The sequence below is a fragment of the Streptomyces sp. NPDC111656 genome (assembly GCF_055656965.1).
In genome coordinates this window covers 169,911-191,097 of record NZ_JBVKCA010000008.1, presented here as the reverse complement: position 1 = coordinate 191,097, position 21,187 = coordinate 169,911, and the positions used below count along the sequence as shown (strand labels likewise).

At 71.7% G+C, this 21,187-nt stretch carries 19 protein-coding genes; 5 read left to right on the top strand and 14 right to left on the bottom strand.

The window, feature by feature from the left end:
• Window positions 1-340: 340 nt before the first annotated feature.
• Entirely contained in the window at window positions 341-1,981 is a 1,641-nt protein-coding gene (locus ACZ7M3_RS24570; protein WP_472065687.1) for a protein kinase domain-containing protein, read from the top strand.
• A 105-nt stretch (window positions 1,982-2,086) separates the two neighbouring features.
• On the opposite strand, the gene ACZ7M3_RS24565 is transcribed toward ACZ7M3_RS24570, so the two are convergent.
• A complete protein-coding gene (locus tag ACZ7M3_RS24565) occupies window positions 2,087-2,629 on the bottom strand; it encodes a bacterial proteasome activator family protein (RefSeq protein WP_054234194.1) in 543 nt (180 codons plus the stop codon).
• Window positions 2,630-2,785: 156 nt separating this feature from the next.
• On the opposite strand from ACZ7M3_RS24565, the gene ACZ7M3_RS24560 reads away from it, so the two are divergent.
• Window positions 2,786-3,259, top strand: coding sequence for a hypothetical protein (locus ACZ7M3_RS24560; RefSeq protein ID WP_472065686.1), 474 nt, complete (start codon window positions 2,786-2,788; stop codon window positions 3,257-3,259).
• A gap of 39 nt (window positions 3,260-3,298) precedes the next feature.
• Here ACZ7M3_RS24560 and ACZ7M3_RS24555 read toward each other — a convergent pair whose 3' ends face one another.
• The 7 genes from ACZ7M3_RS24555 to pdhA all read right to left on the bottom strand — a co-directional run bounded on the left by ACZ7M3_RS24555 (window position 3,299) and on the right by pdhA (window position 11,527).
• The gene (locus tag ACZ7M3_RS24555) at window positions 3,299-4,288 is read right to left on the bottom strand and encodes an NAD(P)H-quinone oxidoreductase (protein ID WP_472065685.1); all 990 of its coding nucleotides are present in this window, start codon (window positions 4,286-4,288) and stop codon (window positions 3,299-3,301) included.
• Window positions 4,289-4,473: 185 nt separating this feature from the next.
• The gene (locus tag ACZ7M3_RS24550; protein WP_472065684.1) at window positions 4,474-5,580 is read right to left on the bottom strand and encodes a potassium channel family protein; all 1,107 of its coding nucleotides are present in this window, start codon (window positions 5,578-5,580) and stop codon (window positions 4,474-4,476) included.
• A 42-nt stretch (window positions 5,581-5,622) separates the two neighbouring features.
• Window positions 5,623-7,032 carry a molybdopterin molybdotransferase MoeA gene (locus ACZ7M3_RS24545; protein ID WP_472065683.1) on the bottom strand — a complete coding sequence of 470 codons (1,410 nt, stop codon included), beginning with the start codon at window positions 7,030-7,032 and terminating at the stop codon, window positions 5,623-5,625.
• Window positions 7,029-7,982 carry an NTP transferase domain-containing protein gene (locus tag ACZ7M3_RS24540; protein WP_472065682.1) on the bottom strand — a complete coding sequence of 318 codons (954 nt, stop codon included), beginning with the start codon at window positions 7,980-7,982 and terminating at the stop codon, window positions 7,029-7,031. Before ACZ7M3_RS24540 ends, ACZ7M3_RS24545 begins: the two co-directional genes overlap by 4 nt.
• Before the next feature lie 25 nt (window positions 7,983-8,007).
• Entirely contained in the window at window positions 8,008-9,384 is a 1,377-nt protein-coding gene (locus tag ACZ7M3_RS24535; protein WP_472065681.1) for a dihydrolipoamide acetyltransferase family protein, read from the bottom strand.
• Entirely contained in the window at window positions 9,384-10,388 is a 1,005-nt protein-coding gene (locus ACZ7M3_RS24530; protein WP_054234200.1) for an alpha-ketoacid dehydrogenase subunit beta, read from the bottom strand. The genes ACZ7M3_RS24535 and ACZ7M3_RS24530 overlap by 1 nt, the downstream gene beginning before the upstream one ends.
• Window positions 10,385-11,527: a pyruvate dehydrogenase (acetyl-transferring) E1 component subunit alpha gene (pdhA, locus tag ACZ7M3_RS24525; RefSeq protein WP_472065680.1), complete on the bottom strand. Its 1,143-nt coding sequence runs from the start codon at window positions 11,525-11,527 to the stop codon at window positions 10,385-10,387. Before pdhA ends, ACZ7M3_RS24530 begins: the two co-directional genes overlap by 4 nt.
• A 173-nt stretch (window positions 11,528-11,700) precedes the next feature.
• Between pdhA and ACZ7M3_RS24520 the strand changes: the two genes are divergently transcribed.
• Window positions 11,701-12,201: an Lrp/AsnC family transcriptional regulator gene (locus ACZ7M3_RS24520; protein WP_472065679.1), complete on the top strand. Its 501-nt coding sequence runs from the start codon at window positions 11,701-11,703 to the stop codon at window positions 12,199-12,201.
• A gap of 12 nt (window positions 12,202-12,213) precedes the next feature.
• Here the strand turns inward: ACZ7M3_RS24520 and ACZ7M3_RS24515 are convergent, their stop codons facing one another.
• The gene (locus tag ACZ7M3_RS24515) at window positions 12,214-12,804 is read right to left on the bottom strand and encodes a TetR/AcrR family transcriptional regulator (protein WP_352049495.1); all 591 of its coding nucleotides are present in this window, start codon (window positions 12,802-12,804) and stop codon (window positions 12,214-12,216) included.
• Window positions 12,801-14,315 carry a 3-hydroxyacyl-CoA dehydrogenase gene (locus tag ACZ7M3_RS24510; RefSeq protein ID WP_261691391.1) on the bottom strand — a complete coding sequence of 505 codons (1,515 nt, stop codon included), beginning with the start codon at window positions 14,313-14,315 and terminating at the stop codon, window positions 12,801-12,803. Before ACZ7M3_RS24510 ends, ACZ7M3_RS24515 begins: the two co-directional genes overlap by 4 nt.
• Before the next feature lie 148 nt (window positions 14,316-14,463).
• Between ACZ7M3_RS24510 and paaN the strand changes: the two genes are divergently transcribed.
• Window positions 14,464-16,164, top strand: coding sequence for a phenylacetic acid degradation protein PaaN (gene paaN / locus ACZ7M3_RS24505; RefSeq protein ID WP_472065678.1), 1,701 nt, complete (start codon window positions 14,464-14,466; stop codon window positions 16,162-16,164).
• A 91-nt stretch (window positions 16,165-16,255) separates the two neighbouring features.
• On the opposite strand, the gene ACZ7M3_RS24500 is transcribed toward paaN, so the two are convergent.
• The 3 genes from ACZ7M3_RS24500 to ACZ7M3_RS24490 are packed head-to-tail and all read right to left on the bottom strand — an operon-like array spanning window position 16,256 to window position 19,193.
• Entirely contained in the window at window positions 16,256-17,062 is an 807-nt protein-coding gene (locus ACZ7M3_RS24500) for a TrmH family RNA methyltransferase (RefSeq protein WP_472065677.1), read from the bottom strand.
• A complete protein-coding gene (locus tag ACZ7M3_RS24495; protein ID WP_472065676.1) occupies window positions 17,059-18,288 on the bottom strand; it encodes an HTTM domain-containing protein in 1,230 nt (409 codons plus the stop codon). Before ACZ7M3_RS24495 ends, ACZ7M3_RS24500 begins: the two co-directional genes overlap by 4 nt.
• Window positions 18,285-19,193, bottom strand: coding sequence for a DUF5819 family protein (locus ACZ7M3_RS24490; protein ID WP_472065675.1), 909 nt, complete (start codon window positions 19,191-19,193; stop codon window positions 18,285-18,287). Before ACZ7M3_RS24490 ends, ACZ7M3_RS24495 begins: the two co-directional genes overlap by 4 nt.
• A gap of 365 nt (window positions 19,194-19,558) precedes the next feature.
• Here ACZ7M3_RS24490 and ACZ7M3_RS24485 point away from each other — a divergent pair, with 365 nt between their 5' ends.
• On the top strand, window positions 19,559-20,692 hold the full coding sequence (locus tag ACZ7M3_RS24485; RefSeq protein ID WP_472065674.1) for an acyl-CoA dehydrogenase family protein: 1,134 nt from the start codon (window positions 19,559-19,561) through the stop codon (window positions 20,690-20,692).
• Between the two features lie 94 nt (window positions 20,693-20,786).
• On the opposite strand, the gene ACZ7M3_RS24480 is transcribed toward ACZ7M3_RS24485, so the two are convergent.
• A complete protein-coding gene (locus ACZ7M3_RS24480) occupies window positions 20,787-21,116 on the bottom strand; it encodes a rhodanese-like domain-containing protein (protein WP_261691411.1) in 330 nt (109 codons plus the stop codon).
• Window positions 21,117-21,187 lie beyond the last annotated feature (71 nt).

Genomic DNA, 21,187 nt, shown 5'->3' with positions numbered 1-21,187 from the left:
GATGGAAGTGAGATGGACCGGCCATGAAACCCGTCCAGGGTGTCGGCGTGCAAATTCTGTGTACCGCCCGTACGGCACCTGTAACGCTTCCGCGACGCTTCTTTCGCAGACGGTCACGGAACGGGCACCGCGCTTGACGTGTCAGTGCCCTACGGCAGACTTGGCCGGGAATCAGCCAATCGATCACTGAGACACAGATCGATCACAGCACGGACTCGGACGGACTCAGTGCGGATCAGAGCGCAGTTCACCGCGCGGATCACCGCACGACCGCGTGGAGCACGTGCAGGACGGCTCGCAGCACAGGCAGAGCAATCCGCGCCAATGGGGGACGCAGAACATGAGCCAGGACGGCGCACAGGGCCGGTACGCGGGACGCGCGGTCGCCGGCGGCCGCTACCAGCTGCGTGATCTGCTCGGCGAAGGCGGCATGGCCTCGGTGCACCTCGCCTACGACTCGGTGCTCGACCGCCAGGTCGCGATCAAGACGCTGCACACCGAGCTCGGCCGCGAGCAGGCCTTCCGCGAGCGCTTCCGCCGCGAGGCCCAGGCGGTGGCGAAACTCACGCACACGAACATCGTCTCGGTCTTCGACACCGGCGAGGACGAACTGGGCGGCATGACGACGCCGTACATCGTCATGGAGTACGTCGAGGGCCGCCCGCTCGGCTCCGTGCTCGACCAGGACATCGCGCAGTACGGCGCCATGCCCGCCGACAAGGCCCTGAAGATCACCGCGGACGTGCTGGCGGCCCTGGAGATCAGCCACGAGATGGGCCTGGTCCACCGGGACATCAAGCCGGGCAACGTGATGATGACGAAGCGGGGCGTCGTCAAGGTGATGGACTTCGGCATCGCCCGCGCCATGCAGTCCGGCGTCACGTCGATGACGCAGACCGGCATGGTCGTCGGCACCCCGCAGTACCTCTCCCCGGAGCAGGCGCTCGGCCGGGGCGTGGACGCCCGGTCCGACCTCTACTCCGTCGGCATCATGCTGTTCCAACTGGTCACCGGGCGGCTGCCGTTCGAGGCCGACTCGCCGCTGGCCATCGCGTACGCGCATGTCCAGGAGGAGCCGGTCACACCCTCCTCGATCAACCGCTCACTGCCCCCGGCGGTGGACGCGCTGATCGCCCGCGCGCTGAAGAAGAACCCGAACGAGCGTTTCCCGAGCGCTGAGACCATGCGCGACGAGTGTCTGCGGGTGTCCCAGTCGCTGCAGGCCGCCGCGCCGAGCATCGTGCCGGGGGCCAGGACGTCGAGCGGCGCGGGCGTCGGCTCGGCCGTCTTCCCGCCCGTCGACCAGGCGATGCCGGCCCCGGGTCCCGTGCAGACGCCGTACCAGCCCCATCCCTACGGGGCACCGACCCCGCCGCCCGCGCCGTCCCAGGCGTACGGGTATCCGCAGCAGGGGGGCTACCCGACCCCGGGGGTCCCGGCGTACGCCCCCCAGCAGGGCATGTCGACCCCGCCGCCGTACCACCTCGCTCCCCAGCCCCAGACCTCCGTTCCGGGCGGCCCGGGCGGTTCCGGTGGCCGCAAGGGCAACAAGGCGGTCGTCGTCGGCTCGATCGTGGTCGCGCTCGTCGCGATCGGCGGTCTGATCATCGCCCTCGCGCTGAACAACGGTGGCGGCGGCGACCACCAGGGAGGCGGCGGCAGCAGCCCCTCGCCGTCCGTGGTGGCGGGGCACAAGGGTCCGGACACCTCGAAGACGATCGACGAGGAGAAGTGCACGTCTCCGCAGGAGTCGTACAACGACCCGAACAAGATCAAGATCCCGGACTTCCAGTACAAGAACCTGACGTCCGTGAAGTCCTGCTTCCAGGCCGCGGGCTGGCAGATGAAGATCAAGCGCGTCGACGAGAACACCTACGGCCAGGACACGATCATGGATCAGTTCCCGTCCGCGGACGAGGACGTCGATCCCAAGAACATGCCGCAGATCGAGCTGAGCGTCTCTTCGGGCAACCCGTCCTGAACCTCCGCCTCCACACATAAGCGCCCGTAACACCCACAAGCGCCTATAAGACAGGCCCGGCACTTCACGTGCCGGGCCCGTTTCGTGAGAAGGGATCGCCCGGGGCTACAGGTACGGTCCGCCAGAGCGGCCACCCGCGCGCGGGTCCTCGTCGCCGTCCAGGCCGCCGACGCCCGGCGGGAGCGCGCGGCGCATCTGCTCCAGCTGGGCCCTGGCCGCCATCTGCTGGGCGAACAGGGTCGTCTGGATCCCGTGGAAGAGGCCCTCGAGCCAGCCCACCAGCTGGGCCTGCGCGATGCGCAGCTCGGCGTCGCTGGGGGTCGCGTCGTGCGTGAAGGGCAGCGAGAGCCGCTCCAGCTCCTCTACCAGCTCGGGCGCCAGGCCGTCCTCGAGCTCCTTCACGGAGCTGGCATGGATCTCCTTGAGCCGGACCCGGCTCGCCTCGTCCAGAGGTGCGGCGCGCACCTCTTCGAGAAGTTGCTTGATCATGCTCCCGATACGCATGACCTTGGCGGGCTGTTCGACCATCTCTGTCACCGGGACCTCGCGGGAGTCCTCGTCACCGGTGCCGCCGAGAGCCATCCCGTCCTGGCCCACGACCAGGATCTGAGGGTTCTCCGGCGACCTTTCGTTCCTCGGCATCTCCATGCCGCCATTCTCTCGCACACCTCCACCCCATCACGGTGGTGCCCCCCATACAGCGTGATCCACCGTCCAGGTGACCGTCGAGATGCCGGGAAGGAGGGGTCATGTGAGGCTTGCCCCATTGATCATGGGACTCCTCACCGGGAGGGGGTCACCCACGTGACTCCACGGCTCAGTGCGCTCCGTGTGACCGGGCTGCTGCTCGTCCTGACGACCGGCGCGATATCCCCTTCGTACGCCGTCTCGCGCGCCGTCCCGTACGCGGTGTCGTACGCCGCCGATCCCGCTCCGAGCGCCCGCGCCTCCCACGCGGGAAGCAGCGCGGGCGAGGGCCGTACGCGGCCGGGGCGCGAGGAGCCCCCGGCGCGGGACGAGGACGGGAGCCGCGAGGACACCGTGCCGACGTACACGGACCGCGACCCCGCCGGGGAGAACGCCGCGTCGGACCGCCCGGACGCGACCGGCGCCCCCGAGCCGTCGCGGCCCGCGGCCGTGCCCGTCCAGCACAACGAGGTCGGCCCGGCGACCACCCCCGAACCGGTCCTCAAGATCCTGCCCCTCGGCGGCGGGCTGATCCTCATCGGTCTCGGCCTGGGCCTCGCCTTCCTCGCCCTGCGCCTGCGACGCGGCTGAGCGGGTCGCCCGAGGACCCGGTCCTTTCCTGGTGCTTTCCTACTTCTCGCCCGGGACCACGAGGAGGACCTTGCCGATGTGACCGCTCTCCTCCAGGACCTGGTGCGCCGTCGCCGCCTCGTCCATCGGCAGCTCGCGGTCGACGACCGGCCGCACGTGGCCGGAGGCGATCAGCGGCCACACGTGCTCGCGCACGGCCGAGACGATCGCCGCCTTCTCGCCGAGCGGGCGGGCGCGCAGCGAGGTGGCGCTGATCGCGGCACGCTTCGTGAGGAGCGCGCCGATGTTCAGCTCCCCCTTGGCGCCGCCCTGCAGACCGATGATCGCGAGCCGCCCGTTCACCGCGAGGGCCCGCACGTTCCGGTCGAGGTACTTGGCTCCCATGTTGTCGAGGATGACGTCGGCGCCCGAGCCGCCCGTGGCCCGCTCGATCTCCTCGACGAAGTCCTGCTCGCGGTAGTTGATGAGGATGTCCGCGCCGAGCTCGGCGCAGAAGTCGAGCTTCTCCTTGGTACCGGCCGTGACGGCGACCTTCGCACCGACGGCCTTCGCCAGCTGGATCGCCATGGTGCCGATGCCGCTGGAGCCGCCGTGCACGAGCAGGGTCTCGCCCGGGCGCAGGTGGGAGACCATGAAGACGTTGGACCAGACGGTGCAGGTCACCTCGGGCAGCGCGGCCGCCCGCTTGAGGTCCAGGCCCTCGGGAACGGGCAGCAGCTGTCCGGCCGGGACGGCGACCTTCTCGCCGTATCCGCCGCCCGCGAGCAGCGCGCAGACCTCGTCGCCGACGGCCCATCCGGAGACTCCGGGGCCGATCTCGACGATCCGGCCCGAGCATTCGAGTCCGGGGTACGGGGAGGCGCCGGGCGGCGGGTAGTAGAAGCCCTGCCGTTGCATCAGATCGGCGCGGTTGACGGCGCTGGCCACTACTTCGACGAGAACTTCCCCGTCACCGGGAACGGGATCCGGCACATCCGTCCAGGTGAGCACTTCAGGTCCGCCGGGCTGGGTGATCGTCACTGCCTTCATGGAGCTGACGCTACCCCTGTCACACGGTGAGACGCCCGCGGGCACCGTCCGCGGCGCGCTGCCGGCGCTACACCTTGCGGACGACGACGAGGGGGGCGCGTGGTCCCCGCACGCTGGGTGGATGTCTGCGGGAGTCCGAGGATCCGGTCCTGGGGATCCGGTCTCGAGGATTCGGTCCCGAGGATTCAGTCCTGGGGCAGCGGTCGGCTGTGCGGTGCCACCCGGGTGCCCGGCGTGGCCCGCACGATGGTGATGAGCCGGTCGGTCAACTGGAGCTTCCCGATGGCCGGATCGTCGTAGCCGAGCACGCGATGCCCCCGTACGACGCTGACCACCAGGTCGTCCGTCTCGCGTACACCCTTGCCCACCTCGGCCTTCACGACCGGCCGTTCCACGATGTCGAGCCCGCTGCCCTGCTGGATGAGGTCTTCCATGACCATGCCGGCGCTGGGGCTGAGCACGGAGAGCCCGAGGAGCCGTCCGGCCGCGCTGGCACTGGTGATGACGGCGTCGGCACCCGACTGCTTGAGCAGCGGCGCGTTCTCCTCCTCGCGCACCGCGGCGACGATCTTCGCCTGCCGGTTGAGCTGACGTGCGGTCAACGTGACCAGCACGGCCGTGTCGTCGCGCTGGGTCGCGATGATGATCTGCCGCGCCTTGTGGACCTCGGCCCCCATCAGCACATCGCTGCGCGTCGCGTCCCCTATGACCCCGGCGTACCCCTCGGCCGTCGCCGCGTCGACCGCCTTGGCACTGGGGTCGACGACCACGACCTGCTCCTTCTTCAGCCCGGTCGCACAGACGGTCTGCACCGCCGACCGCCCCTTGGTCCCGAACCCGACAACGACGGTGTGGTCGCGCAAAGCCGCCCTCCAGCGGTTGAATCGCCACTCCTCGCGGGTGCGTTCCGTGAGGACCTCGAGCGTGGTGCCGACCAGGATGATCAGGAACAGCACGCGCAGCGGTGTGATGACGAAGATGTTGGTGAGCCGGGCGGCGTCGCTGACCGGGGTGATGTCGCCGTATCCGGTGGTCGAGAGGGTGACGGTCGCGTAGTAGAGGGAGTCGAGGAAGTCGACGCCGTCACCCGCGTTGTCGTGGTAGCCATCGCGGTCGACCCAGACGATGAAGGCGGTCGCGGCGAGCAAGAACAAGGCCATCGCCAGGCGTTTGACGACCTGGCGGATGGGGCGTTCCACCACTTTTCTCGGGAGTTTCACCCGGCGGGTCACGAGATGCTCGTCCGCTTGGCGGGCGATCGCATCATGGCCCGGCAGTTTCACGTGAAACACTCCCCGATCCGGCTCACCGTCCGGTAAATGCCCCCACTCATCTCAGACATTCCCCATCCCGGCCAACGCCCAGGGTAGATCGAGGAGTTCCAACTCCTGCCCCGGACGGGCGCCGCCGGGTGGTACGACCGCGAGGGCGTCGGACGCCGCGATGCCCCGCAGCATGGCCGGACCGTTGTAGTGCAGCGGCATGGCCCGGTCGGCACGCACCACGACGGGGATGAGCCGGGTGTCGTACGGGTGCCCGTGGACCGCGTCCCCGAGGGGCAGCGTGTACGGCTCCGGGGCCGCCCGGCCTGCCAGGACGCGCAGGAGGGGCTCCGCGAGCGTCAGCAGGCCGGAGACGGCCGCCAAGGGGTTGCCGGGCAGGCCGACGAGGTGCTGGTTCTCCTTGGTGCGGGCCAGGACCATGGGGTGGCCCGGGCGGACCTCGACGCCGTCCACGAGGAGTTGGGCGCCGATGCGGCTCAGGGTGGGGTGGACGTGGTCGACGGGGCCCGAGGCGGTGCCCCCGGTCGTGACGATCAGGTCGGCTTCGGAGCGGGTGATCGCCTTGTGCAGGGCCTTGGCGTCGTCGCCCAGCCTGCGTACCGCGAGGACCTCGGCACCGAGCGAGCGCAGCCACGGCGGCAGCATCGGCCCGAGCGCGTCCCGGATCAGGCCCTCCTGGGGGAGCCCCTCGGTGAGCAGTTCGTCGCCGAGGACGAGGACTTCGGCGCGGGGGCGGGGGATCACGGTGAGGGTGTCGTATCCGGCGGCCGCGGCGAGGCCCAGCACGGCGGGGGTGACCAGGGCGCCGGTCGGCAGGAGTTGGTCGCCGCTGCGGCACTCCTGGCCACGGGGCCGGATGTCCTGCCCGTGCACGGCCTCCCGGGTGGCGTGCAGCCGCCCCTTGTCGTCGAGGTGCCCGTGCTCGCTGCGCAGCACGGCGGTGGCGTCCTGCGGGATGCGCGCGCCGGTGGCGATCCGCACCGCCTCGCCGTCGATGAGCGGCTCCGGCTTCGTGTGGCCCGCGAGTACCCGTTCCTCGCGGAGGTCCCAGGGGCCGGGTCCGGCGACCGCGTAGCCGTCCATCGCGGAGGTGTCGAAGGAGGGGAGGTCGGTGAGCGCGGCGAGCGGGGCGGCGAGGACCAGACCGAGGGCCGCGTCCAGGGACACGGAGACGGGGGCGCGCCGCGGGACGGAACGGGCGGCCCGCTCGGCGGTCGTACGGGCCTGGGGCCAGGGGGTGGCCCTGTGCCCGTCGCCCTTGCCGTCGCCCTTGCCCTCGGCGCTGTCGGGGGCGTGGGTGCGGCTCTCGCCCTCCGATGTGGGCGAGGGAACCGCGGGGGTGCCGTGGCCGTGCCGGGGGCCGGACGTGCCTCGCCGGGGGTCCTTGACCAAGGCCAGGGCCTCCTCCACGTCGAGGTCGTCGGCGTCCTGACCGAGGGGCCGGGCGCGGGGCGCGTTCATCCGGCGTCGGGGGTCGGCTTGGCTTCGGCAGTCGGGTTGGCGTCCGAGGCCGATTGGGCGTCGGGGGTGTCCTCGGCCGCCCAGCGGAGCGCGAGCGCCGTAGCCTTGCGGGATGCCTCCGCGACGGCCTCGGGGCCGCCCCCGGCCTGTGCGGCGGCGTACCCCACGAGGAACGTGGTCAGCGGCGCCGCGGGCCGGGCCACACCGTGCGCGGCGTCGCGGGCCACGTCGAGCAGGCCACCGGTGTCGACGTCCAGGTCGATGCCCAGCTCGTCCTTGACTGCGGAAATCCATTCATCCAACACGTTCCCATGCTCCCTGATGCGGGCCCGGGCGGCGGCGATGTCGTCCCAGGTGTCGCAGTCGAAGGACGCGACGGGGTCGGAGATGCGGGTGAGGTCGAGCGCGGCGGTGAGCCGCCGCAGCGGCAGCCCGGTGACTCCGCCGTGGGCGACGGCGAGCGCGGCCAGCTCCCGGCGCAGGGCGTCCGCACGGTAGGCGGCCACGAGCGGCTGGTCGCGGCCGTCGAGGTCGGTGAGCAGCACGCCGTCCGGTCGCGCCGGACCCTGGGGGGCGTCGCCCGTCCGCAGGGCGTCCAGCAGGCGCCGTACCGTCGACTGGTCCAGGAACGGCAGGTCGGCGGAGAGCACCACGACGTGTTCCGCCGAAATGTGCCGCAGGCCGGCGTCGAGCGCGGCGAGCGGCCCCCCGCCGGGCGGCTCCTCGCGCGCCCACTCCACGGGGCGCACGGTCTCTCTGGGCGCGGCGACGACCACCGTGGTGGTGGCGGTGGCGCAGGCGGCGAGCACCCGGTCGAGCAGTGGGCGCCCGCCCACGCGCAGACCGGGCTTGTCCGCTCCGCCGAGCCGGCGGGCGGCGCCGCCCGCGAGGACGACGGCGTCGTACGGGGCGGCGGGGCCGGGGGTGCCCGGTGGCTCGTACGCGGTCATCCCCCGAGTATGCGGGCCGCCGCGATCACAGGGAACGCAGGAGCACCGCCGGCTGTTCGACGCAGTCCGCGACATGGCGCAGGAAGCCGCCCGCCGTGCCGCCGTCGCACACCCGGTGGTCGAAGGTGAGCGAGAGCTGGACGACCTGGCGCACGGCCAGCTCGCCCTCGTACACCCAGGGCTTGGGGACGATCCGGCCGACGCCGAGCATGGCGGCCTCGGGGTGGTTGATGATCGGTGTGGAACCGTCGACGCCGAACACTCCGTAGTTGTTCAACGTGAAGGTGCCGCCCGTGAGGTCCGCGGGTGTCAGCGTGCCGGTACGTGCGGCCTCGGTCAGCCGGGCGAACTCCGCGCTCAGCGATTCCGCGTCGCGCGTGTGGGCGTCCCGGACGACGGGGACGACGAGACCGCGCTCGGTCTGCGCCGCGAAGCCCAGGTGGATGTGGTCAAGGCGGACGATCTCGCGGGCGTCCGTGTCGACCGTGGAGTTGAGCTCCGGGTAGCGGGCCAGTGCGGCGGTGCAGATGCGGGCGAGCAGCGCCAGCAGGGAGATCTTGGGACCGCCGGTGGCGTTCATCGCCCGGCGCGCGTGCAGGAGTTCCGTCGCGTCGGCGTCCACCCAGCAGGTCGCGTCGGGGATCTCGCGACGGCTGCGGGAGAGTTTGTCGGCGACCGTGCCGCGGATGCCGCGGAGGGGGATACGGGTGCCGGCCGTGGCAGGTGCGGGGGTGGGTTCGGGGGTGTGCGGGGCGAGCGGGATTTCCGGCTGCCGGACCGGGGTGCCGGCCGAGCGCAACGCGTGCTCCACGTCCGACCGCAGGATCAGCCCGTCGGGGCCGGAGCCCACCAGGGTCCGCAGGTCCAGGCCGTTCTCCCGGGCGAGCCTGCGGACGAGCGGGGAGATCACCGGTACGGGGCCGTCGGCGCGTACCGCCGCCGCGATGTGGTCGCGGGCCGGCCCGGGTTCGCGCGCCGGAGCGCCCGGGTGGCCGTCCGTGGCGGGTTGGTGCGCGGGCCGGGTCCGTGTGTGCGCCCCGGGCGGTGTGGTTGCCCCGGTGGTCGGCCGTACCCTTCTGCGGCGCGCCGGCGGCGCGCCGGTGCCGTACCCCACCAGCACGTTGCCGGAGCCCTCGGTCTCTTCGCCGGAGGTCGGCTCGCCGACCGCGACGGTCAACAGGGGGGATCCCACGGGCAGTTCCGTGCCCTCCTCGCCGAAGCGTGCGGTGACCACGCCTCCGTAGGGGCAGGGGACCTCGACCATCGCCTTGGCCGTCTCGACCTCGACGACGGGCTGGTCGACGGCGACGACGTCGCCGACCTCCACCAGCCAGCGGACGATCTCCGCCTCGGTGAGACCCTCACCGAGGTCGGGGAGCTTGAACTCGAGCACCTGGGCCATCAGCTGTCCGCCTCCCATTGCAGGCGCCCCACGGCGTCCAGGATCCGGTCGACGCCGGGCAGGTGGTGCCGCTCCAGCATCGGCGGCGGGTACGGGATGTCGAATCCGGCGACGCGCAGCACCGGTGCCTCCAGGTGGTGGAAGCAGCGCTCGGTGACGCGGGCCGCGATCTCGCCGCCCGGGCCGCCGTAACCACCGGCCTCGTGCACGACGACCGCGCGTCCGGTCCGCCGCACCGATGCCGCCACGGTCTCGTCGTCGAAGGGCACGAGCGAGCGCAGGTCGACGACCTCGAGGTCCCAGCCCTCGGCCCGCGCCGCCTCGGCCGCCTCCAGGCAGACGGGTACGGACGGCCCGTAGGTGATGAGCGTGGCGCTGCGGCCCGGGCGCCGCACCACCGCGCGGCCTATCGGGTCGACGGCCGTCGGCTCGTCGGGGTTCCAGGAGTCCTTCGACCAGTACAGGCGCTTGGGCTCCAGGAAGACGACCGGGTCGTCGGAGGCGATGGCGGCGCGCAGCAGCCCGTAGGCGTCGGCGACGGTCGCGGGCGTGACGACATGGAGTCCCGGAGTCGCCATGTAGTACGCCTCGGAGGAGTCGCTGTGGTGCTCGACTCCGCCGATGCCGCCGCCGTACGGGACCCGGATGGTGATCGGGAGCGGCATGGCACCGCGGGTGCGGTTGCGCATCCGTGCCACGTGCGAGATCAGCTGCTCGAACGCCGGGTAGGCGAACGCGTCGAACTGCATCTCGACGACCGGCCTGAGCCCGTACATGGCCATGCCGACGGCCGTCCCCAGGATGCCCGCCTCGGCGAGCGGGGTGTCCGTGCAGCGGTCCTCGCCGAACTCCTTGGCGAGCCCGTCGGTGACGCGGAAGACGCCGCCCAGGGTGCCGACGTCCTCGCCCATGACATGGACGGTCGGGTCGGCGGCCATGGCGTCGCGGAGCGCGCGGGTCAGGGCCTGCGCCATGGTGGCGGGTTTGAGCGCGACGGTGGTCATCGGGCCGTACCCTCCGACTCGGCCTCGGCCGCGAGCTCGGCGCGCAACAGCGCCTCCTGCTCGCGCAGTTGTGGTGTGGGCTCGGCATACACGTGGGCGAAGAGGTCCATGGGGTCGAGCACCGGGTCCTGGTTCATGCGGGCGCGCAGGTCGGCGGCCATGATCTCGGCGGCCTCGCGGGCCTCCCGTATGCCGTCGGCGTCGAGCAGGCCGCGCTCGGTCAACTCGTGCTCCAGGAGGGCGATGGGGTCGTGCGCCCGCCAGGTCTCGACCTCGGAGTCGCCGCGGTAGCGGGTGGCGTCGTCGGCGTTCGTGTGGGCTTCCATGCGGTACGTCACGGCCTCGACCAGCGTCGGGCCGCCGCCCGCGCGCGCGTGGCGCACGGCGTCGCTCAGGACCTCGTGCACGGCCGCCGCGTCGTTGCCGTCGACCAGTCGGCCGGGCATTCCGTAGCCCACGGCCTTGTGGGCCAGCGAGGGGGCGGCGGTCTGCTTGGCGAGCGGGACGGAGATGGCGAAGCCGTTGTTCTGGACGAGGAAGACGACCGGGGCCTGCCAGACCGCCGCGAAGTTCAGCGCCTCGTGGAAGTCGCCCTCGCTGGTGCCGCCGTCGCCGACCAGGGCGAGCGCGACCACGTCGTCGCCCTTGAGGCGGGCGGCGTGCGCGAGGCCTACGGCGTGCGGGAGCTGGGTGGCGAGGGGGGTGCACAGGGGTGCGATGCGGTGCTCGTGGGGGTCGTAGCCGGTGTGCCAGTCGCCGCGCAGGAGGGTGAGGGCCTGGACGGGGTCGAGGCCGCGGGCGACGGCGGCGAGGGTGTCGCGGTAGCTCGGGAAGAGCCAGTCGCGCTCCTCGAGGACGAGTGCGGCGGCGACCTCGCAGGCCTCCTGGCCGGTGCTGGACGGGTAGACGGCGAGGCGGCCCTGCTTGGTGAGGGCGGTGGCCTGCGCGTTGTAGCGACGACCGCGCACCAGCTCCGCGTACAGACGGCGCAGCAGGCCCGGATCGACCTGCGCGGCGGCTTCGGTGCCGAGGACGCGGTGGGGCAGCGCGTCGGGCAGCAGCGGCGCGGGGTCGGTGCGGGGCTGCCAGGCGGGCGGCGGCGTGGGCCGGTAAGCGCCTCGCTGCTCCATGACCGTCATGACGGCACCTCCTCGTGGGAGCGGCTTGGGCGCTGCACGGGTGTGAGGCGCCTCACCTACCGATTGTTCGGTCGTCGGCACATTTTGGCTACAGGCAGCGCCAGGCTGTGGACAAACGGTTCTGCACAGCCTGAGATGGACGCAGTACGTCCATGGTAGGGAGGCGGGGGGACATGGCACCTGAACAAATGGCCGAGCCGCCGGAGGCCGGCCCCGTCCCGCCGCCCGCCCGTCCGCTCGACGCCATCGATCAGGACATCCTGCAGATGCTCCAGGCGGACGGCCGCGCCTCGATACGCTCCGTGGCCGAACGGGTCCATGTGTCCCGCGCCAACGCCTACGCGCGGATCAACCGGCTCATCGAGGACGGTGTGATCCGCGGCTTCGGGGCGCGCGTCGACCACGAACGCGCGGGGCAGGGCACGTCCGCGTACATCACCCTCAAGATCGTGCAGAACTCCTGGCGCACGGTCCGTGAGCAGCTCAGGGTGCTGCCCGGCGCCTCCCACATCGCCCTGGTGGGCGGCGACTTCGATGTCCTGCTCCTGGTGCACACTCCCGACAACCGAGCCCTCCGCGAACTGGTCCTCACCCGCCTCCAGGCCATCCCCGAGGTCCTCAGCACCCGCACACTCCTGGTCTTCGAGGAGGAGGACCTGGAACCGGAGGAGTGAAGGGGCGGAAGGTCAGCGTTCCTCTCTGAGGCCGCTGAAGACCAGTTGCGCCACCGCGTCGGCGACCTCGCGTTCGCCCATTCCCCGGCTGTCGGGGCGGTACCACTCGACGAGCGAGTTGATCATTCCGAAGACCAGGCGGGTCGCGAGGCGGACCTCGATGTCGCCGCGTACGTCCCCGTCGGCAGCCGCGGCCTTCAGGAGTTCGGCCACCTGGTGGTCGAACTCGCGGCGCCGCTCCAGGGCCCAGCGCTCGGTGTCCGTGTTGCCGCGCACGCGCAGCAACAGGGTCACGTACGGGAGTTCCGCGGTGAGCACCTCGACCATGCGCCGGACGACGTACTCCAGGCGCTCCACCGCACGCCCCACACGCGCGTGCTCCTCGTCGAGGATGCCGAAGAGGCCGTCCAGGGCCCGGCTGACGGCGCGGCGCAGCAGCTCCTCCTTGCCCGTGACGTGGTGGTATATCGACGATTTGGAGATGCCGGCCGCCTTGGAGAGGTGCTCCATGGAGGTGCCGTCGTAGCCACGCTCGTTGAAGACCTGGACGGCGACGGAGAGCAGGCTCTCGGGGGTGTACGTGTCGCGCTTGGCGGTGGTCATGAGGTTCCCTCGCGCTTCTCGGTGGCGTACGCGTGGCGGTAGAGCGCGAGAGAGGGCGCGTAGCGCCCGGAGGGATCGCGCTGGTGCAGGTCGTCCAGAAGGGAGCAGGCCCAGCTCCGGCCGAGCCTGCGGCTCCACTCGAAGGGGCCCAGGGGGTAGTTGACCCCGAGCCGCATCGCGGTGTCGATGTCCTCCTCGGTGGCGACGCCCTTGGCGACGGCGTCGTGCGCCAGATCGACGATCCTCGCCACGGTCCGGGCGACGATCATGCCGGGTGCGTCCCCGATGACGCTGACGGTCTTGCCCAGCGCCTGGAACAGGCCGACCGCCTCGGAGAGGGTCTGCGGGGCGGTGTCCTGAGAGGCGGAGAGGGCGATCCTGGTCGCCCGGCGGTAGTCGAGCGCCAGGTCGAAGTAGACGACGTCGCGGAACTCGACCGACGTCTGGCCGTCGGCGAGGACCAGCTGGCCGCCGCTGGGCAGCACCAGGCGGGTCCCGTGGTCCTCCTCGTCCTCGCGGACCTGGATGCCCGCCTCACGGATCAGCGTGAGCAGTTCGGAGGCCGGACCCAGATCACCCTCGGCGACGACGTACGCGGGTGCCTGCGCCTTCTCCGCGGTGTGCGGCTCCGGGCGCTCGGCGTCGGCCCCGTGGTCGTACCAGCCGTACCCCGTCTTGCGGCCGAGCCGGCCGGACTCGACGAGCCGCCGCTGGGCGAGCGAGGGCGTGAAGCGCACGTCCTGGAAGAAGGACTGCCACACGGAGTGCGTCACGGACTCGTTGACGTCCTGGCCGATCAGGTCGGTCAGCTCGAAGGCCCCCATCCGGAAGCCGCCGCACTCGCGCAGGACGGCGTCGATCGTCGCGGGGTCGGCGGCCTGCGCCTCGTACACCGCGAAGGCCTCGGCGTAGAAGGGCCTGGCGATGCGGTTGACGATGAAGCCGGGGGTGTCGGCGCAGGCGACCGGCGTCTTGCCCCAGGCGCGTGCCGTCTCGTACGCGCGCGTGGCCGACGAGAAGTCGCTCGCGTACCCGGAGACGACCTCCACCAGCGGCAGCAGCGGCGCCGGGTTGAAGAAGTGCAGTCCGACCAGCCGGCCGGGGTTGCGCAGGGCGCCGCCGATGGCCGTGACGGACAGCGACGAGGTGTTGGTGGCGAGCAGACAGTCGTGCTCGACGATGTCCTCGAGCTCGCGGAACAGCTGCTGTTTCGCCTCGAGTTGTTCGAGCACCGCCTCGACGACGAGCGCGCAGTCCGCCAGCTCGGCGAGGCTGTGCGCGGGGTGCAGCCGGGCGCGTGCCGCATCCCGGTCGGCGGCGGCGAGCCTGTCCTTCTCGACGAGCCGGTCGAGGCGCGCGCCGATCGCTTCGGCCGCCGCGTCGGCACGCCCGGGAACCGTGTCGTAGAGCCGCACGGGGTGGCCCGCGACGAGCGCGACCTGGGCGATGCCCTGGCCCATGGTGCCGGTGCCGACGACGGCCACGGGGCTGCTGAGGTCGAGTGCTGTCATGTGCGCGATCCTCCCGCACGGGGTTTTCCACAGATGCGGCGGACCCCCTTGTCCCGACCGATCGTTCGGTTACTCTAACTCTGTCCGGCTATTTCTGCCCAGGTCATGAGCTCAGCGAAGAGTTCTTGAGACGAGGAGATGGTCCCGCATGGCCGCCGAACTGACCGCGCACGAGCTGACCGCCCAGCACCGGCCCACGCTCGACCAGGCGCTGGAAGCGATCCGTACGCGCGCGTACTGGTCCCCGCACCCCGAGCACCCGAAGGCCTACGGGGAGAACGGCAGCCTGAGCATGGCCGAGGGCAAGGCCGCCTTCGACGCCCTCCTCGGCAGCCGCCTCGACCTCGGCCAGCCCGGCACCGACGACTGGGTGGGCGCCGAGACCTCCCCGTACGGCATCGAGCTGGGCGTCACCTACCCGCACGCGGACGTCGACGTGCTGCTGCCCGCCATGCGGGCCGGACAGCGGGCCTGGCGCGACGCGGGCGCGGAGATGCGCGCGATGGTCTGTCTGGAGATCCTCAAGCGGATCGCCGACCGCACGCACGAGTTCGCGCACGCGGTCATGCACACCAGCGGCCAGGCCTTCATGATGGCGTTCCAGGCGGGCGGCCCGCACGCGCAGGACCGCGGCCTGGAGGCGGTGGCGTACGCGTATGTGGAGCAGGTCCGCACGCCCGACACCGCGGAGTGGACCAAGCCCCAGGGCAAGCGCGACCCGCTCGCGATGACCAAGCAGTTCACGCCGGTGCCGCGCGGTATCGCGCTGATGATCGGCTGCAACACCTTCCCGACGTGGAACGGCTATCCGGGCCTGTTCGCCTCCCTGGCCACCGGTAACGCCGTGCTCGTCAAGCCGCACCCGCGCGCGGTGCTGCCGCTCGCGCTCACCGTGCAGGTCGCGCGCGAGGTGCTCGCCGCGGCGGGCTTCGACCCGAACCTGGTGGCGCTGGCCGCCGAGCGGCCCGGGGAGGGCATCGCCAAGACCCTGGCCGTGCGCCCCGAGATCCGGATCATCGACTACACCGGGTCGACGGCGTTCGGCGACTGGCTGGAGACCCACGCCCGCCAGGCGCAGGTCTACACGGAGAAGGCCGGCGTCAACACGGTGATCGTGGAGTCGACCGACGACTATAAGGGGATGCTGTCCAACCTGGCCTTCTCCTTGTCCCTGTACAGCGGCCAGATGTGCACGACCCCGCAGAACCTCCTCATCCCCCGCGACGGCATCCGTACGGAGGAGGGCTCCAAGTCGTACGACGAGGTGGTCGCCGACCTCGCCCGGTCGGTCGACGGACTCCTCGGGGACGACGCGCGTGCCAACGGGCTGCTGGGCGCGATCGTGAACCCGGACGTCAAGGCGCGTCTGGAGGCCGCGGCAGGACTCGGCGAGGTCGCCCTCGCGTCGCGTGAGGTGGGCAACGCGGAGTTCCCGGACGCGGTCGTCCGCACCCCGGTGATCGTCAAGCTCGACGGTGCCCGGAAGTACTGGGAGGGTGCCGACGACGAGGCCGCCTACATGAACGAGTGCTTCGGACCGGTGTCCTTCGCGGTCGCGGTCGACTCGGCGGGGGACGCGGTGGAGCTGCTGCGGCGGACCGTCCGGGAGAAGGGGGCGATGACCGTCGGGGCGTACACCACCGACGAGACCGTCGAGGAAGCCGTACGGGAGGCCTGTCTGGAGGAGTGTGCCCAGCTGTCCCTGAACCTGACGGGCGGCGTGTACGTCAACCAGACGGCGGCGTTCTCGGACTTCCACGGGTCGGGCGGCAACCCGGCGGCGAACGCCGCGCTGTGCGACGGGGGCTTCGTGGCCAACCGGTTCCGGGTGGTGGAGGTCCGGCGCTAGGACCTGATCCGCCGGACACCCCCTAGGTCCTGTCGTCACATTCCCGTCTGCCCCACCCTCCGGGCGGACGACGGGAATGTGACGGCAGGACCTAGCCCCCTTGCGGGGCGCTCCAGTGGAACAGGGTCATGGCCACGCTCGTCGCCAGGTTGTAGCTGGAGACCTGGGGGCGCATCGGGAGCGACACCAAGTGGTCGGCACGCGCGCGCAGGTCGGTGGAAAGGCCACTGCGCTCGGAGCCGAAGGCGAGCACGGCGTCGTCCGGGACCTTCAGTCCCCGGATGTCCTCGCCGTCCGGGTCGAGGGCGAACACCGGCCCGGACGGCAGCTCGGCCACCGTCAGCCGCTCCACGGCGGTCGCGAAGTGCAGGCCCGCCCCGCCCCGCACCACCGTGGGGTGCCAGGGGTCGAGGGTGCCCGTGGTGACGACGCCGGTCGCCCCGAAGCCGGCCGCCAGGCGGATCACGGCGCCGGCGTTGCCGAGGTTGCGCGGATGGTCGAGGACGACCACGGGGGCGGTGCGGGGCGTGCGGGCCAGCGCCCGCAGATTGGCCTCGCGGGAGGGACGTACCGCCAGCGCGGCCACCGCCGTCGGGTGCGGACGCGGGACGAGGGAGCGGTACGTGGCCTCCGGGACCTCCACCAGAAGGGCGTCCAGGGTGTCGCGTACGTCCGAGGCCAGCTCGTCGGTGAGGGCGAGCGCCGCCTGCCGGTCGCTGGTGACCGCCACCAGGACCTCGGCCCGGAAGCGCACGGCGTGCTTCAGGGCGTGGAAGCCGTCGAGCAGGACGGAGGTGTCGGCGAGGCGGTGCCAGGCGCGCACGGGGTCGTGGTCCTGCCGGCGGTCGCCCACCGGGTCCTGCACACGGTCCGTGGGGTCGCTTGCGGGGTCCTTCATGCGGTGAAGCCTACGTGCGGGTCCTCGGCCGGCTCCGGGGTGCGCGGCCCCTGAGCGCGCTGGCCCGGCAGCTTGCGGGCGCCGGGCGGAAACAGTCGTCCCCGCGCGCGTACCGCCCATCCGCCGAGGCGCCGCAGGAACGACGTCGGCAGGAACACCGCGTCGGCGGCGATCATCGCGAGCGAGAAGAACGGCAGCCCGAGGACCACGGCGATCACGGCGTGCTCGGTCATCATGGCGGCCAGCAGGACGTTCTTGACGCGCCGGTTGATCAGGGTGAAGGGGAAGGCGACCTGCACGGCGACCGTCCCGTAGGTCACCAGCATCACGATCGTGCCGTGTGAGGCCAGCAGGTCGGACAGGGCGGGCCAGGGGGAGAAGTAGTCCAGGTGGAGCGGGTAGTAGACGGCCGTGCCGTCCTGCCAGCGCGAGCCCTGGATCTTGTACCAGCCGGCGGTCGCGTAGATCAGACATGCCTCGGCCATGATCACGAGCAGGGCCGCGTTGTGCACGGCGTTGGCGATGACGTCGAGCAGGACCCGAGGCTCCGCGGTGCGCGCCAGGCGGCCGACGGCCCACCACAGCGCCTGGACCGCCCACAGCCCCCAGAAGATCATCGACCAGCCGGGGCTGAGCCGCCCCGCGCCCGTCGCCGTGGCCAGCAGCAGGCCGAGCGCCGCCCACAGCACGAGACCGACCCGGTCCTGGGCCCCGGCCCGTGGAAGGTCCCCCCGCGCGCGAGCCTCTCGCGCGAGCCGGGCCCGCCGGGCGTCCAGCGACCACACCTGTCCACAGCGCGTGAACACCAGATAGATCGCCATGAGGTGGATGACGTTGTCGCCGCCGTCCCCCATGAAGATGCTGCGGTTCTGCAGCGAGAGCACGCCGACCATGAAGAGCACGGACATCGTGCGGGTCCGCCAGCCCACCAGCAGCAGGAGAGCGGAGAGGACGGCCAGGGCGTAGACGATCTCGAACCACACCCGGCTGTCGGACCACATCAGGATCGTGAAGGCGTGGTTGTCCGCGACGAGCTGCTGGGCGAGGTCCCACTTCCACGGTCCGTCGGGGCCGTACATCTCTTGGCGGTGCGAGAACTCGCGCAGCAGGAACAGCAGCCAGGTGGCGGCGAAGCCGATGCGGATCACGGCCGTCTGGTACGGGCCGAGGACGGCGTCGGTGACCCGGGCGATACCGCGCGAGATCGACACTGCGATGCGGTTCATCCGGCGCTCGCCTCCGTCCGCGCGTCCGTGACGTCCTCCTCGGGAACGGTCCACCAGGGCAGCTCGCGCAGGACGGGCGTGTCGGACACCTTCTCCTCGCTCCATTTCGGGGGCGGCACGTTGGTCGTACGGGAACGGACCTGGACGCTTTCGACGACGGCGCCCTTGTCGCCGGCCCCCTCGCGGTCGAGACGCAGCACGACGATCCGGCGCAGATAGCGCTGGGAGAGGTCGCCGCGCAGGCCCACCGGGCGGTTCTCGTTGTCGTGCGTGCCGATGTAGAAGTCCCAGGCCCGGCGCAGTTCGTTCTGCTGGGTGTGGCTCGGCAGCAGATTGCCGTCGATCGCCGCGCCGTCCAGCGCGGACAGGTCGTACCAGCCGGTCTCGGTGATGGCACCGTCCGCGCCGCGGACCTGCGCACGGACCTGGACGTCGATGTTCTGCTGCAGCGGGTTGGGGGCGAAGAGCTTCCAGTTCTGCTCGAACTCCGGGTAGATCCAGTCGTCGATCGCCCGGCCGTGCTGCTTGGTGACCGTGTTCGAGGGCGCGACGTGCAGGAACACCATGCCGAGGTGCACACAGGCGACCACCGCGACCACCGCGAGGGCGAGCGCGGCGACAACCTGGGAGCGGAGGGGGAGGGAGGCTATGCCGGTGGGGGTGGGGGTGGGGACGAGGGGATCGACGGTGGGTGCCTGCGGGTCGGGTGCCAGGGCGTCGGGTGCCTGAGCGGTGGGCGCCTGGGAAGCGGGTTGCTGGGGAACGGATTCCTGGTCGGTGGATTCCTGCTCGGTGGAGGGAATGCCGTCGGGGGTGGGATCGGCGGAGGCGGGGCCCTCGGGCAGGGAGCCGTCAGGGCCGTCCGGCAGATGCCGGGCCGCCGAGCCCTCGTCATACGCGTCCATTCCGCCCCGATTCCCGATCCCGGTCCGATTCCCGCCGCCGGACCGCGCTGCGCCGTGCGCCCGCGCGCACCACACCGCGGCGTGCGCACGGGAACGGTACTCAGGCCGGGCCGCCCCGCACAGCCCCATTCGTCACAGCGGGCACAACAGCGACACAACAGCGACCCTGAGGTTATCCACAGCGGTGGACACCCTACGGCCGCCCGTCCCGCCATGTGGCGAGAAAGACCGAACGTTCGGTCTGTCGAGGCGTCGGGCCTTCCGCGGCCGGACCGTTCCCTTCTTGTAGAACCTGTTCTATCTTGACGCTCCGTCAGATCCGGTGTCCGCCGGGTCGGTGGATCGGTGCGTGGGAGGACAGGGACGTGGACTTCACCTTCACCGAGGAGCAGCAGGCGGCGGTCGAGGCGGCGAAGGCGGTGTTCGGCGGGGTCGCGCCGGACGGAGTGCCCAGCCCCGCGATCACCGCGGGCGCCGTCGCTGACGACTTCGACCGGGCGCTGTGGACGAAGCTCGCCGATGCGGATCTGTTGAGTCTGTTGCTCGCCGCGGAGTACGGCGGGGCGGGCCTGGACGCGATCGCGCTGTGCCTGGTGCTGCGCGAGGCGGCGAAGGTGCTGGCGCGGGTGCCGTTGCTGGAGAGCAGTGCGGCGGCGGTGGCCGTACAGGCGTACGGCGGCGAGGAGTTGAAGGCGGAGCTGCTCGCGCGGGCGGGCCGGGGCGAGGTCGTGCTGACCGTCGCGGCGAACGGGCGGACCGGGCACGACCCGGCCGAACTCGCCGTGACCGCACGACGGGACGGTGACGCGTGGGTGCTGGACGGGGTACAGACGGCGGTTCCGTGGGCGGAGAACGCCGACTTCACCGTCGTACCCGCGCACACGGGCGGCGGCCGGACCGTCCTCGCGCTGGTACCCCGGGTTCATGAGGGCGTCGTCCTCGGCGAGCAGATCTCCACGACCGGGGAACGGCTCGGCGAGCTGCGTCTGGAGTCCGCGCGGATCACCGCCCGGGATGTCATCGACGCGGACGGGGCGTGGGAGTGGCTGCGGGAGCTGTTGGCCACCGGGACGTGCGCGCTGGCGCTCGGGCTCGGTGAGCGGGTGCTCGCGATGACGAGCGCGTACACGGGCAAGCGGGAGCAGTTCGGGTTCCCGGTCGCCACGTTCCAGGCCGTCGCCGTGCAGGCCGCCGACCGCTATATCGACCTGCGGGCGATGGAGGCGACGCTGTGGCAGGCCGCGTGGCGGATCAGTACGGGGGCGGGGGGTGCGCTTCCGGCGTCCGGGGACGTGGCCGTCGCCAAGATCTGGGCGTCGGAAGGGGTACGGCGGGTCGTGCAGACCGCGCAGCATCTGCACGGGGGGGTCGGCGCCGACGTCGACTACCCGCTGCACCGGTACCACGCCTGGGCGAAGCAGCTTGAGCTGTCGCTGGGACCGGCGGCGGCGCACGAGGAGGCACTGGGGGATCTGCTCGCGGCCCATCCCCTGGGCTGAACGCCCACGCCCACGGCACCCCCTCGCCTCTCCAGGCGTGGGCAAGCCCCGGGCAGCGGTGATGAACGCCGCTCGGCGGAACCCTCGCCGGTGGCTACAGGACGAAGCCGGGGGTGCCCTTGTCGTCCACGACCGGGCGGCCGGCGGCGGCCCAGACCTGCATGCCACCGTCGACGTTCACGGCGTCGATGCCCTGCTGGACCAGATACATCGTGACCTGCGCCGAACGGCCCCCGGAGCGGCAGATCACATGGACCTTGCCGTCCTGCGGCGCCGCCTCGGTCAGCTCGCCGTAGCGTGCGACGAACTCACTGATGGGGATGTGCAGCGCCCCCGCGGCATGGCCCGCCTGCCACTCGTCGTCCTCCCGGACGTCCAGCAGGAAGTCTCCGTCCGCGAGATCCCCGACCTCGACCGTGGGCACACCAGATCCAAAACTCATGCCCCCGACGCTACCCGACCAGGCGGTCGACCCGAAGCCCCCACTGGACCGGC

What these genes read in the sequence shown, in the direction of transcription:
- ACZ7M3_RS24570 (WP_472065687.1), top strand. Translation starts at nt 341, where the DNA reads ATGAGCCAGGACGGCGCACAGGGCCGGTACGCGGGACGCGCGGTCGCC.
- ACZ7M3_RS24565 (WP_054234194.1), bottom strand. Translation starts at nt 2,629, where the DNA reads ATGGAGATGCCGAGGAACGAAAGGTCGCCGGAGAACCCTCAGATCCTG.
- ACZ7M3_RS24555 (WP_472065685.1), bottom strand. Translation starts at nt 4,288, where the DNA reads ATGAAGGCAGTGACGATCACCCAGCCCGGCGGACCTGAAGTGCTCACC.
- ACZ7M3_RS24545 (WP_472065683.1), bottom strand. Translation starts at nt 7,032, where the DNA reads ATGAACGCGCCCCGCGCCCGGCCCCTCGGTCAGGACGCCGACGACCTC.
- ACZ7M3_RS24540 (WP_472065682.1), bottom strand. Translation starts at nt 7,982, where the DNA reads ATGACCGCGTACGAGCCACCGGGCACCCCCGGCCCCGCCGCCCCGTAC.
- ACZ7M3_RS24535 (WP_472065681.1), bottom strand. Translation starts at nt 9,384, where the DNA reads ATGGCCCAGGTGCTCGAGTTCAAGCTCCCCGACCTCGGTGAGGGTCTC.
- ACZ7M3_RS24530 (WP_054234200.1), bottom strand. Translation starts at nt 10,388, where the DNA reads ATGACCACCGTCGCGCTCAAACCCGCCACCATGGCGCAGGCCCTGACC.
- pdhA (WP_472065680.1), bottom strand. Translation starts at nt 11,527, where the DNA reads ATGACGGTCATGGAGCAGCGAGGCGCTTACCGGCCCACGCCGCCGCCC.
- ACZ7M3_RS24520 (WP_472065679.1), top strand. Translation starts at nt 11,701, where the DNA reads ATGGCACCTGAACAAATGGCCGAGCCGCCGGAGGCCGGCCCCGTCCCG.
- ACZ7M3_RS24515 (WP_352049495.1), bottom strand. Translation starts at nt 12,804, where the DNA reads ATGACCACCGCCAAGCGCGACACGTACACCCCCGAGAGCCTGCTCTCC.
- ACZ7M3_RS24510 (WP_261691391.1), bottom strand. Translation starts at nt 14,315, where the DNA reads ATGACAGCACTCGACCTCAGCAGCCCCGTGGCCGTCGTCGGCACCGGC.
- paaN (WP_472065678.1), top strand. Translation starts at nt 14,464, where the DNA reads ATGGCCGCCGAACTGACCGCGCACGAGCTGACCGCCCAGCACCGGCCC.
- ACZ7M3_RS24500 (WP_472065677.1), bottom strand. Translation starts at nt 17,062, where the DNA reads ATGAAGGACCCCGCAAGCGACCCCACGGACCGTGTGCAGGACCCGGTG.
- ACZ7M3_RS24495 (WP_472065676.1), bottom strand. Translation starts at nt 18,288, where the DNA reads ATGAACCGCATCGCAGTGTCGATCTCGCGCGGTATCGCCCGGGTCACC.
- ACZ7M3_RS24490 (WP_472065675.1), bottom strand. Translation starts at nt 19,193, where the DNA reads ATGGACGCGTATGACGAGGGCTCGGCGGCCCGGCATCTGCCGGACGGC.